This window comes from Roseibium sp. (assembly GCF_965216085.1).
Classification (GTDB): domain Bacteria; phylum Pseudomonadota; class Alphaproteobacteria; order Rhizobiales; family Stappiaceae; genus Roseibium.
The window spans coordinates 2632771-2644681 of the sequence record NZ_OZ244138.1 but is presented as its reverse complement, the minus strand read 5'-3'; the positions used below and the strand labels follow the sequence as shown (position 1 = coordinate 2644681).

The 11911-nt window shown below is 57.2% G+C and carries 10 protein-coding genes, 1 tRNA gene and 1 riboswitch; of the genes, 3 read left to right on the top strand and 8 right to left on the bottom strand.

Annotated features, from left to right (window positions below; translation table 11 throughout):
- Positions 1-6: 6 nt before the first annotated feature.
- Complete coding sequence (cbiB, locus tag ACOOFE_RS12370; protein WP_420415199.1) at positions 7-987, top strand: adenosylcobinamide-phosphate synthase CbiB; 981 nt, start codon at positions 7-9, stop codon at positions 985-987.
- Positions 988-998: 11 nt separating this feature from the next.
- Positions 999-1610: a DUF938 domain-containing protein gene (locus ACOOFE_RS12365; RefSeq protein ID WP_420415198.1), complete on the top strand. Its 612-nt coding sequence runs from the start codon at positions 999-1001 to the stop codon at positions 1608-1610.
- 10 nt (positions 1611-1620) lie between these two features.
- Here ACOOFE_RS12365 and ACOOFE_RS12360 read toward each other — a convergent pair whose 3' ends face one another.
- From ACOOFE_RS12360 to cobU, 8 genes are all read right to left on the bottom strand, one after another.
- Positions 1621-2613 (bottom strand): DMT family transporter, encoded by a 993-nt coding sequence (locus tag ACOOFE_RS12360; protein ID WP_420415197.1) that lies wholly within the window; start codon positions 2611-2613, stop codon positions 1621-1623.
- A 58-nt stretch (positions 2614-2671) separates the two neighbouring features.
- The gene (locus ACOOFE_RS12355) at positions 2672-4126 is read right to left on the bottom strand and encodes a cobyric acid synthase (RefSeq protein ID WP_420415196.1); all 1455 of its coding nucleotides are present in this window, start codon (positions 4124-4126) and stop codon (positions 2672-2674) included.
- Positions 4127-4158: 32 nt separating this feature from the next.
- On the bottom strand, positions 4159-4467 hold the full coding sequence (locus ACOOFE_RS12350) for a YrhK family protein (protein WP_420415195.1): 309 nt from the start codon (positions 4465-4467) through the stop codon (positions 4159-4161).
- A gap of 2 nt (positions 4468-4469) precedes the next feature.
- Positions 4470-4922, bottom strand: coding sequence for a GNAT family N-acetyltransferase (locus tag ACOOFE_RS12345; protein ID WP_420415194.1), 453 nt, complete (start codon positions 4920-4922; stop codon positions 4470-4472).
- A 16-nt stretch (positions 4923-4938) separates the two neighbouring features.
- On the bottom strand, positions 4939-5577 hold the full coding sequence (gene cobO, locus ACOOFE_RS12340; protein WP_420415193.1) for a cob(I)yrinic acid a,c-diamide adenosyltransferase: 639 nt from the start codon (positions 5575-5577) through the stop codon (positions 4939-4941).
- A 14-nt stretch (positions 5578-5591) separates the two neighbouring features.
- Entirely contained in the window at positions 5592-9332 is a 3741-nt protein-coding gene (cobN, locus tag ACOOFE_RS12335) for a cobaltochelatase subunit CobN (RefSeq protein WP_420415192.1), read from the bottom strand.
- A 221-nt stretch (positions 9333-9553) separates the two neighbouring features.
- Positions 9554-10690 (bottom strand): cobalamin biosynthesis protein CobW, encoded by a 1137-nt coding sequence (gene cobW, locus ACOOFE_RS12330; RefSeq protein ID WP_420415191.1) that lies wholly within the window; start codon positions 10688-10690, stop codon positions 9554-9556.
- A complete protein-coding gene (gene cobU / locus ACOOFE_RS12325; protein WP_420415190.1) occupies positions 10687-11238 on the bottom strand; it encodes a bifunctional adenosylcobinamide kinase/adenosylcobinamide-phosphate guanylyltransferase in 552 nt (183 codons plus the stop codon). Before cobU ends, cobW begins: the two co-directional genes overlap by 4 nt.
- 32 nt (positions 11239-11270) lie before the next feature.
- A riboswitch (cobalamin riboswitch) is annotated at positions 11271-11503 on the bottom strand.
- A 308-nt stretch (positions 11504-11811) separates the two neighbouring features.
- Between cobU and ACOOFE_RS12320 the strand changes: the two genes are divergently transcribed.
- Positions 11812-11887, top strand: a tRNA-Asn gene (locus tag ACOOFE_RS12320).
- Positions 11888-11911 lie beyond the last annotated feature (24 nt).

Here is an 11911-nt window from a genome sequence, read left to right as displayed (position 1 = left end):
GCCCTGATGCTGCTTTATGAAAATACCCTCTGGCTGCTGATCGCCGCCTTGATCCTGGACGCTGTAATCGGCGATCCGGATTGGTTGTGGCGGCGTCTACCGCATCCGGTCGTCTGGATCGGAAAAGTGATATGCGGGCTCGACACCGCGTTGAACAGGCCCGCTTGGAGTGCCGCCACCCGCCGCACGATGGGTATTTTAACGCTCTCAATCCTGGTCACTGGCGGCATTGTCTTCGGTCTTGTTCTTCAGCAAGTGGCAACAACGCTTGCCTTTGGCGACCTGCTTGTTGTTCTTATTGCAGCAGTTTTTCTCGCTCAGAAAAGCCTTTATCAGCATGTTGCAGCCGTTCGCGATGGTTTGCGGGACAATGGTCTTGAAGGTGGCCGCAAGGCGGTTGCCATGATTGTCGGCCGCGATCCCAAAAGCCTGGATGAGGCGGGTGTATCCCGGGCAGCAATCGAATCATGCGCTGAAAATTATTCCGACGGGATCGTTGCGCCACTGTTCTGGTTCGCGCTGATCGGCTTGCCTGGTCTGATTGCCTATAAGGCGGTCAACACAGCCGACAGCATGATCGGCCACAAGAATGAGAAATACTCCGACTTTGGCTGGGCCTCGGCCCGGTTTGACGACGTGATCAATTTGCCGGCGTCCCGCTTGGCTGGCGTATTTCTGGCGCTTGCCGCACCGCTGGCGGGCGGCTCGATCCTCAAAAGCTTCAAGGCGATTTTGAACGACGCCAAAAAACACCGCTCTCCAAATGCGGGCTGGCCGGAGGCAGCAATGGCCGGAGCGTTGGGTTTGGCCCTGGCAGGGCCCCGCAAATATCCTGGATATACGGTCGATGATCCCTACATGAATGCAAACGGGCGCCGGGAGGCCAATGCGCAAGACATTTCCCGGAGCCTCATCCTGCTTTTGGGTGCTTTTGGGCTGGAAGCCCTCTTGGTTCTCATCTTAGCATTTGCCTTCTCACCTCTTTGACGGATCTCCTCATGCTCCCCTTTTCTGCTGCCGCCGACCGCAACAAGGATGTCATCCGCGACACGCTGCAGCCCATCTTGAAAAACCGGCACCAGGTTTTGGAAATCGGCAGCGGCACAGGCCAACACGCGGTTCATATGACAACAGCCCTGCCGCACATCACATGGCAATGCAGCGATCTTTCCGAAAATATTCCAGGGATCACCGAACGCCTCAATGCAAGCGGAAACGCACGGACGCCGGCACCACTTGCCCTGGATGTCGCCGAGGCTCCTTGGCCGCTGCCAGCGCCTGATACCAGCCAGGCTTTCGATGCAATCTTCACAGCGAACACGCTGCACATCATGTCATTTGGCCACGTGGAGCAGTTTTTTGGACGGGTCGCTGAAGTCTTGAGCACACAAAAGGGCGTGCTCTGTGTCTACGGCCCGCTTAAATACGGCGGCGATTTCACAACGGAAAGCAACGCGGCCTTTGATTTACAGCTGAAAGACTGGAACCCGGTCAGCGGAATTCGCGACTTTGAAGCGCTCGACGCACTGGCGCAAAACGCAGGCCTGACTTTCAGCGCTGACCACGCCATGCCGGCCAACAATCAGATGGTGGTCTGGGAGCGGCAATAAACCAAAGAGCCTACCGCCTCCCAATATCATTGCTCGATGCCAGCTTTCTTTGTTTCTGGTGCTCCCGGAGAAACACCAAAAGGCCGCCGCCGACAATGAGGCCGATCCCGGCAAACACCACGGCACCCGGGAGTTCTCCAAACATCAGCCAACCCCAGAAGACAGCCATAGGCAGTCCGATGTATTCGAACGGGGCGATGGTTGCGGCATCGGCAATCCGATAAGCTTGTGACATGGTGTAGCCGACAACACCCGAGCACAGGCCAAGGGCCAGAAACCAAAAGAGATCGTCTTCCGGCGGCCAGATCCAGGCGCGCAATAAAAACTGCATACTGGCATTGTCGAAACCTTCCGCGTACCGACCATCGCCCGCCACCAGGAAAAAGCCGATGGACACGATCAAAAATCCGGATTGCAGATAGACCGCAAGTGCCGAGGCCTTGCTAGCGACCCCAAGCTTACGGGTCAGAACCTGCATCATCGCATAGGCAGCCGCCCCAATGACCGGCAAGATCAGGACCAGCCGCCCACCCTCGATTTTGAGGTCTGAATTCCAAGGCTGCATCATCAGGACGACACCGGCAAAGCCAATGCCAACCGCACCAAGCCGCCAGGGACCAACTTTTTCACCCAGGATCGGTATGGACAGCAAAGTGATCAGCAGCGGCGCAACAAAAAACAAGGCAGTTGCGTCGGCCAGCGGCACCACGGCGAGCGCTGTGAAAAAGCTCATATTGGCAATCAAAACCATCACACAGCGCACCAAATGCAAAACCGGTGTCCGGGTTTTCAAAATCGTCCAGCCGCCTTCAAAATGGACAAACACCACCATGAAGATCAGGCCGATTACCGAACGCGCAAATATCATTTGATGCAGAGGGTAGCCGCCAGACAGCTGCTTGATCAGCATGTCGTTGATGGAAATGGCTGTGACGCCAGCCAGGACAAAAAAGATACCAGCGGCCGGTTTCGACAGACGTGTGGGGGAAGCGAGTGTTGCCATCTATCCCGCCTACACGAGTTGCGTGTATCTGACCAGTCACATCAAACGCATAGCCGGTCTACGTCCGGGATTTGGCAATCTGCAAGATCGCCTCAACATCCAATACACGTTCCAAATGTTCTGCCAGACCGTCCAGAACCGCGTCAATCCGCTGATCATAGGCAAGGTCGGAAACGGCCCCAAAACCTTTCAGATAGGCCTTGCGGAACCCGTCGTCGGTGAAAAGCCCGTGCAGATAAGTTCCGGCAATGCGGCCATCAGCTGATTGCGCCCCATCCAGTTTGGGAGCACCACTGGCATCCCGGATGTGGAGATACGGCCGGGCGCAATCAGGTCCGGACGTGCGGCCTATGTGAATTTCATAGCCGGATACGGCTGCCCGCGTCGCCAGATGTTTGCCAGACGCTTGAACCAAGGATTTTTCAGGTGTCAGAATTGTCTCGACATCCAAAAGGCCCAGTCCCTCGACCGTACCAGCTGTGCCTTCAACCCCGTCCGGGTCGGAAATGGTCTTGCCGAGCATCTGATACCCGCCGCAGATCCCGAGAACGTGACCGCCGCGGCGGACATGGGCATTAAGGTCAACGTCCCAGCCTTGTTTGCGGAAAAACGCCAGATCGCCGATGGTCGACTTGGACCCTGGCAGAAGCACAACATCGGCATCTCCTGGCAACGGCGACCCAGGTCCGATCAACTCAAGAGTAACATCCGGTTCCATCCGCAAGGGGTCGAGATCATCGAAATTCGCGATCCGCGAGATCACGGGTACGACGATTTTGATCTCACCAGTCCCCTCACCACTTGAGAGATCCAACGCATCTTCAGCAGGCAGTTTGCTGGCATCGGAAAACCACGGTACGACGCCAAGACCCTGCCAGCCAGTGCGCTGGGCAATCTCGTGCATGCCATCGTCAAAGAGGCTTGGGTCACCCCGAAACCGATTGATGAAAAAGCCCTTGATCCGGCCTTGTTCATCTGGTTCCAAAACGGCGTGTGTTCCGACCACAGACGCAATTACCCCACCGCGGTCAATATCGGCACACAGGATCACCGGCAGGTCTGCGGCTTCGGCAAAGCCCATATTGGCGATGTCTCCGGACCTCAGATTGATTTCAGCCGGACTGCCGGCACCTTCGACAAGGATCAGATCGGAGCTTGATTCCAGCTCTGAAAAACTTTCCAGAACCTTTTGTAATAACTCGCCTTTTTGTTTTCCGTATTCACGCGCACGCATGGTGCCGAAACGCTTGCCCTGAACGATGATTTGCGCGCCCGTGTCGGTTTCCGGTTTGAGCAGAACAGGGTTCATATGCACGGTCAAAGGCACACGGCAACCCATGGCCTGAAGGGCCTGCGCCCGGCCGATCTCGCCGCCATCGGCCGTCACGGCTGCATTGTTGGACATGTTTTGCGGTTTGAACGGACGCACATTGAGGCCGCGATTGGCGAACAACCGGCAAAGCCCGGCCACAATCAGGCTTTTGCCGACATTGGAGCCGGTCCCTTGGATCATTATGGCCGGTGTCCGAGGTGTAGACTTAGCGGTCATTCCGAAGAACTGCCGTCCACGGGAGGCGCGCCATAGGGTCGGAATTCTTTCGGAACGGGCAGATTCGCCAGCTTGAGTTCCAGCATTAGGCGGATGGTCGGCCGCACGCCGAAGAGGATTGAGCCAATCAGAAAGAGCCAGGTTCCGGCAAACAGAAGGCTGTCATAAAAGAAAAAGATACTGCCAATCACAAACAAAAGCGCTGCCAGAAACTCAACGATTGTGCGGTATAGCTCGAACTTGCGCACAATTTCCGCGTGGTCCAGGGATGCATTTCTAAGAGTGTGATCAAACAGCTTGCCCATTGTCAGATCGCCTTTTTGAACCCGCGGAAGGTCATATCAAGGTCGGTGTCGCTTTCACCGGTCTCCGTGTAACCGAGCCCTCGGTAAAACCCTTCCGCCGTACTGGTGCTTTTCAAGTGGACTTCATCGAGGCCACGGTCACGAAAATAGTCTTCCACGGCCCGCATCAACGCCTTGCTGACACCTGTAAACCGGGCTTCGGGAAGGACATAGTTCAATAGAACATGCCCCTGCGGGCTGCCCATGCCGAACCCGAGGACCTTCTTGTCGTGATCTTGAGCCACAAAAGTTCCGCCCGGCCCATCGATCCAGGTCTCGATGCTTTCAGCGGTCTTTCGCGCCAGCCATGGCTCGATCCGATCCGGATCGTTCCCGTGATCGGATGTACAAAGTTCCACAATTGACCGGCGCAAGAGCCGTGCAATCTCGTGGGCATCAGCGCTGCTTGCGCGCATGACCGTAAAAGGCATCTTAGAACTCGATGCCTTCTTGCGGCTTCACGCCAGACCGGAATGGATGTTTCACCTGGGTCATATCTGTGACCAGGTCAGCGATCTCGATCAGCTCGTCCTTGGCGTTGCGCCCGGTGATGACAACATGGACGTCTTCCGGCTTCTCGTTTTTCAGGAAATCCACGACCTCGTTGATGTCGAGATAATCATAGCGCAGCACAATGTTGAGTTCATCGCACAAGATCAGCCGGTAATCGCCAGAGCGGATCATGTCTTTGGCCGCATCCCAGGCCTGTTGCGCCGCTTCAATGTCGCGCTGCCGGTCCTGAGTTTCCCAGGTAAAGCCTTCACCCATGCGCTTGATGGTCACCAGGTCGTCAAACCGGTCCAGCGCCATGCGCTCACCAGTCTCGATCCGGCCCTTGACGAACTGAACAACACCGACCTTGTGGCCATGACCGAGGGAGCGGAACACCATACCGAAGCCGGCTGTCGACTTGCCCTTGCCCTTGCCGGTGTGGACGATCACCAGACCCTTTTCGATGGTCTTGGTGGCCATGATCTTGTCACGCGCGGCCTTCTTCTTGCGCATCTTGTCCGCGTGCCGGGCATTGAGTTCTTCTTCTGTCAGCTCGGGCTTGTCTTTGTCGGCAGTCACGGTGTCCCTCCAGATTATTGTGTCTTGTTCAAGTCTTGAAGCGCAGCATGGGTCGAATTACGCCGCGGCGTCCATAGGCCGCGATCCAGCGCCTCCTGAAAACGGGCCAGCATTTCCTGGTACCCTGCCGGATTCGCGTCCTGAAGAAAATCGCGAACGCTCTCATCCTCCAGATAGGCTTCATAAAGCTGATCGAAATGATGATCCCCGACCGCACGCGTGGTCGCTGAGAACGCGAACAGATAGTCGAGCGTTGCGACCATCTCAAAGGCACCCTTGTAGCCGTGGCGCATCACACCCTTGATCCATTTGGGATTGGCCGCCCGGCCACGCACGACACGCCCGATTTCCTCCGACAAGGACCGCACGACCGGTCGCTCGGGGCGCGAATGATCGTTGTGATAGATTTTCGGAGCATCGCCCTTCAACTGTTCGACAGTCGCAGCTAGACCGCCCTCGAACTGGTAATAATCGTCGCTGTCGAGAAGATCGTGCTCGCGGTTGTCCTGGTTGTGCAGAACCGCATCAACAGATGCGAGCCTACCCTCCAGTTCGCCGCGGGCCTGATCGCCGCCGGCACCACCGCCGTAGGCATAGCCGCCCCAGGTCAGGAAGGCGTCGGCAAAATCGCCGCGTTCTTCCCAGATACCCTCATCGATCAGGGCCTGAAGACCTGCACCGTAGGCGCCCGGCTTAGACCCAAAGACACGGAAACCTGCGCGGCGCTGGGCTTCATCAATGGAGATGCCCTCGCCCGCCAGTTTGGCCGCTTCCGCTTTCATACGAGCAGCGACAGGATTGGCCTCCGTCGGCTCCTCCAATGCCCCGATGGCCCGGACCGCACTGTCAAAAAGATCCATCTGGTGCGGAAAAGCATCGCGGAAGAAGCCAGAGACCCGCAGCGTGACATCAATGCGCGGCCGGCCAAGCTCGGAGAGTTTGAGGATTTCAAAACCGGTGACCCGGCCCGAGGCTGTTTCCCAGACAGGTTTGGCCCCAATCAAGGCCAGCGCTTGGGCAATGTCGTCCCCACCGGTGCGCATGTTGGCCGTGCCCCAGCACGTCAGAACCAGCGACTTTGGCCACTCGCCTTCTTCTTGAAAATAGCGCTCGGCCACCAGCGAAGCTGATTGCTGACCCAGCCTCCAAGCGGTTTCCGTCGGTACCGCGCGCACATCGACCGAATAAAAATTCTTGCCCGTCGGCAGAACGTCTGGGCGGCCACGGGACGGCGCACCAGACGGACCGGGCGCAACAAACCCGCCGCTGAGCCCGGTCAGCACAGCGTCCAGTTCGGCTTTGCCCGATCCTGTCACCGATGGCCGGATGCGGGTTTCGATTTCCTGCACCACCGCCTGGACAGCCGTCCATTCAGAGGACGCGATCACATCGCCCGCGATGATCTTTTGGGCGAGCAATTCTAGACGCTCCACCGTATCGCCGTTCGATCGCCAGGGGGCATCGGACTGTTCTGCTAAGATCTGTGGTTTTGCACCGGTCCAGAAGGCAGAAAAATCGCAGTTCAGCGGGTCAAAACCTGAGAGCGCCAAATCCTCTGCCAGCGCCCGCTGCAAACTGTTTTGATACGTATCGTTCCCTCGCGGCACACGCACCAGAGCGGCCAGAAGATCCGTCAGCAACTCACCTTCCGGGCTTTCTCCCAGAATATGCAGGCCATCGCGGATCTGCAGCTCTTTCAGGTCACACAAATGCGCATCGAGACGGGCAAGGCGCGTATCCTCGTCCATGTCGTCCGATATACCGATGTCCTTGTCGAGGCCGTGCCGGGAAGCAGCATCCAGTATGTCTCGTGTCAGTGCCTTCAGCCGCCGGGGGTCGACACCGCTTGCCAGATAATACTCATCCAGCAGCGTCTCGAGTTCTTCGGCAACGCCGTGGCTTTCAGCCCGCGTCAGTGGCGGTGTTAGGTGATCGACAATGACAGCGGACGTCCGCCGTTTGGCCTGTGCACCCTCGCCCGGATCATTGACGATAAAGGGATAGATGTTGGGTGTCGGTCCGAGGACGGCTTCCGGAAAACAGTCTTCCGACAGCGCAAGCGCCTTGCCCGGCAGCCATTCCAAATTGCCGTGTTTGCCAAGATGGATCACAGCATCGGCGCCGAACTCCCGGCGCAGCCAGATGTAAAAGGCAAAATAGTGGTGCGGCGGCACCAGATCCGGATCGTGATAGGTTTCCTTGGGGTCGATGTTGTAACCACGCGCTGGCTGGATGCCGACCACTTGATTGCCGAACCGGTGTAAGGCAAGCCTGAAATCACCGTCCACAATATATGGATCTTGCTCCGGTGCGCCCCAGCGCTCCTCGACAGCTGCCCGAACAGTGGCGGGCAGTTTGGCAAATTCTGTTTTGTAGGTATCCAGCGGCAACGTTTGGTAATCACCGCGCGCCTCACGCCCCTCCAGCGCGTTGGTCACGCCGGTGGTCAGGACATCCATCAATTCAGCAGAGGACTGCGGGGCAGCGCCGACATCATATCCGGCCTTGGCCATGGCCTTCAGCACTGTCACGCAAGACGCAGGCGTATCCAGGCCAACGCCATTGGCTAGGCGCCCATCCTTGTTGGGATAGTTGGCGAGGATCAGCGCTGTTTTCTTATTCGAAGCCGGAACATGGCCAAGTCGCGCCCAGTTGGCCGCGAGCTCCGCAACAAACCGCATCCGGTCCGGAACCGGCGTGAACTTCACCGGTGTTGACTGGGTTGCCTCGTCAAATACGCCCTCTTCCTTGAAAGACACGGCGCGCGTCAGCAGGCGGCCATCGATTTCCGGCAGCACCACATGCATGGCAAGATCGCGGATCGACAGTCCCTGGTCACTCTCTTCCCAGCCTTCTTTAGAGCTTGAAGAGAACACAACCTGCAGAACCGGCTTGCCCCATTTGTCGAGCGGCGTCGGTTGATGGGCAGCACCCGCCTTGGAGACAGCAAAGGCGGTGCCATTGAGCACTACGTCCGGTTTTGCCCCGTCGAACAACGCCTCCAGAACGGCAATGGATTCTGCTTCCTTGAGGCTTGAGACGAAGACCGGCAGTGCATTGACCCCAGCTTCCGCCAACGCCTTAACAAGCGCATCAATGGGCGCGGTTTGCGAGCCTTGAACCAGCGCACGATAAAACGTGATCGCAGCAACAGGAGCGGACGGGTCTGTCCACGTCGCCTCTAAAGCGTCCAGATCTGGTGCGGCGTGACCAGGTAGGTAAATGCCGGCCCGGGGCAACGGCACGGGATGAGCGGGCTCTTCGGCCTTGCCGATCAGATTGGCAGCATAACGCAGCGCATTGGCATAGTTCTCTGCGCCGCCTTCGACGCAATAGCGCCAGACCTGGTGGACTTCGTCCATACCCCGCGTGGAGTGACTTGTGAGCGCCTCATCCCATTTGTCATCGCCAGGGATAACAATCAAATCGATCTCGCTGGCGCGTGCTTCTTCCGAAAACCGTTCCAGGCCGTAACGCCAGTATTCTATCCCGCCCAGAATACGTAAGATCACCAGCCTGGAGCCACGCATGGTTTGCTCGGCATAAAGGTCGACCGAATAGGGATGCGCCAGTGCCATCAGATTGGCGAGCCGCAAGCTGGCCCGGTCCGGCCCGAGCCCGGTGTGGGCGGCTGCAAAACTGCCAAGCTCTGTATCGGCAGCGGAGAGAAACAGGATATCAGCCGGCTGCTGGCCGAGATCGACCGCATCGCCTCCATCATCAATGCGCCGCGTCTGGCTCGCAAGAATATGCATTCAGGTTTTTCTCTTTATTCTGTCGCCAGTTTGCTAGCTGCCTACAGCTGCTTTTTCGTCATCCCATGGCTTGACCATGGGATCCAGTCCGTTTGCCATCAACGCGGCAAAGCTACTGAATAGATAGTATGCAGTTTACCCGCGGCCCAAGGATTGAGCCGGGACCGTTTGGGAAACAGACCCCGGCCGGGGAAGCAAAACTCAACCGCCTCCAAACTTGATCACTCGGCAGCTTGCGCAGCCTCTCCAAGCAGGCCGCGAACCGCACCCAGGTCAAGCCCCTTGAGACCTATGACCACGAGTTTGCCGGAACTTTCCGCGCCCGCGGCGAACCAGGTTTCCACCCGCGGCCCAACCGCCTGCACCATCGCCGGCGCGACCTTGCCCTCAATTTGAACCGCCCCTTTGATCCGCAAGACACCCTTCAGAGCCATAGCGTCCAAAACGCGCGCCTCGGCATCCTTTAGGGAAGCAAATGCCGGAACGCCGATCACATAACTCTCAAAATCATCGTGATGATGGTGGTCGTGGTGGTGATCATGGTGATGGTGATGGTGATGGTCATGGTCATGGTCATCATCATGCTCGTGTTCATAATCGTCATCATGGTGATGATGATGGTGCTCGTGGCGGGCGGCCATGTCGTCTTCGGCCGCAGAACCACGGCCCAGCAACACCTCAATCGGTAAGGTGCCTTTTTCCGATGAAACGATATGCACGGCCGGGCGCACGTCTTTGGAAATTCTTTCCTGGACACCTTTAAGCGCGTCGTCCGCGACAAGATCTGCCTTGTTCAGAACAACAAGATCGGCACAGCGCAGCTGATCATGAAAGAGCTCTTCAACCGGGCTTTCATGATCCAGCGCTTCATCGGCAGCGCGCTGGGCTTCCAAAGCCGCTTCATCGAGTGCTATCCGGCCTTCCGCCAGGGCTGCAGCATCCAGCACCGTCACGACACCATCCACCGTCACTTTCGGCTTGACGGACGGCCAAGAGAAGGCCCGCACCAACGGCTGCGGCAGAGCCAGGCCAGATGTCTCAATAACGATATGCTCCGGCGGATTATCCCGCGCCAAAAGCATCTCCATGGTCGGCAGGAAATCGTCCGCCACCGTGCAGCAAATACAGCCGTTGGTCAGCTCGACAACTTCTTCAGCCGAACAGTCCGGATCGGCACAGCCGTTCACCAAGGAGCCGTCAAAGCCCATATCACCGAACTCATTGACAATCAGAGCGATCCGCTTGCCATCCGCATTTTGCAGGAGATTACGGATCAGTGTCGTTTTGCCCGCCCCCAGAAATCCGGTCACGATGGTCGCCGGGATCTTTTGACCCGGCTGGAGTTTAGAAGAAGTCATAGTCCGATGTCCGGCTGAGAGTTGGGTTTAAGAAGCAGCGGCTGTCCGGCAGCGACGAAAACAACCTGGTCGCAAACTGTTGCCATATCCTGATTGAGACGCCCCTGCGCATCGCGGAACGACCTCGACAGTTTGTTTTCCGGCACAATGCCCATGCCCACTTCGTTGGAAACGAAGATGCACGGACCGGCTGGTGCGCTCAAAACGGACAGGAGCCGTTTGATTTCTGCTTCGGTTCTTTTCTCGGTGTAGGTCAGATTGGAGAGCCACAAAGTCAGGCAATCAACCAAGACGACCCGGTCAGGTGCCAGCGTTTTTTCCAAAACACCCGCAAGATCGATCTGCTCTTCGATCGTGGTCCAAGAGGCTCCGCGGCGGTGCCTGTGTTGACCAATCCTTTCACTCATCTCCGGATCGAAGACGGCACTTGTGGCTATGTAGAATTTCTGAAGGCCGGACGTGTTGGCAAGCTGTTCTGCAAACTCGCTTTTGCCCGAGCGTGCGCCGCCAAATACAAATGTGGCCCGGTGGCCGGTCGTGTCTGTCACCAAATTCTCCCCGCCGTCCGCCCGACAGCGTTTTGAGTTGCAAAAAAGACGGCCGGTCTCCTGGCTCGCAGTTCCAAGTTTCCAGCGCCCCTTCCCGGCTGCATACAGAAAGCCCTGTACGACACACCAGTGGGTTTTGCGCCAGCACTCACCGCTCACAGTTGCGGGGGCAGCTCCGGATTGGCCGTTGACTAACGACTTACCGGATTCCCGTTTCATCCGGACCAAAACACTTGGTACCGGAACCGTCATTTCCCTTCGTAGCCGGAACTTTCCGGCAGCACAAGCGCGGACTGCCTACCGAGAATAGTGATTGAGAGGCTGACGGTTTCAAAATCCAGGCGACTTGTCAGGATTTACATTCCCGATCCGAAGAGCGTTTGAAATCACGCAACTTTCAACAAGAGAAAGAAACCGCTAGCCACCTGAATAAATTGCAGTTTTCCACATACCTGACAAAAAAATATCGCGAAGAAGAAAAAAACGCATTTCAGGGCTTGGCAAACGGATAAAGCCTGCGTTATACGCATCTCCATCGACGGGGGCGGTGACGCACTGACCGCCGCACGGTGATCCCTGATAGCTCAGTTGGTAGAGCAAGCGACTGTTAATCGCTGGGTCGTAGGTTCGAGTCCTACTCAGGGAGCCACTCTTTTCCTTTACTTTGTTAGAC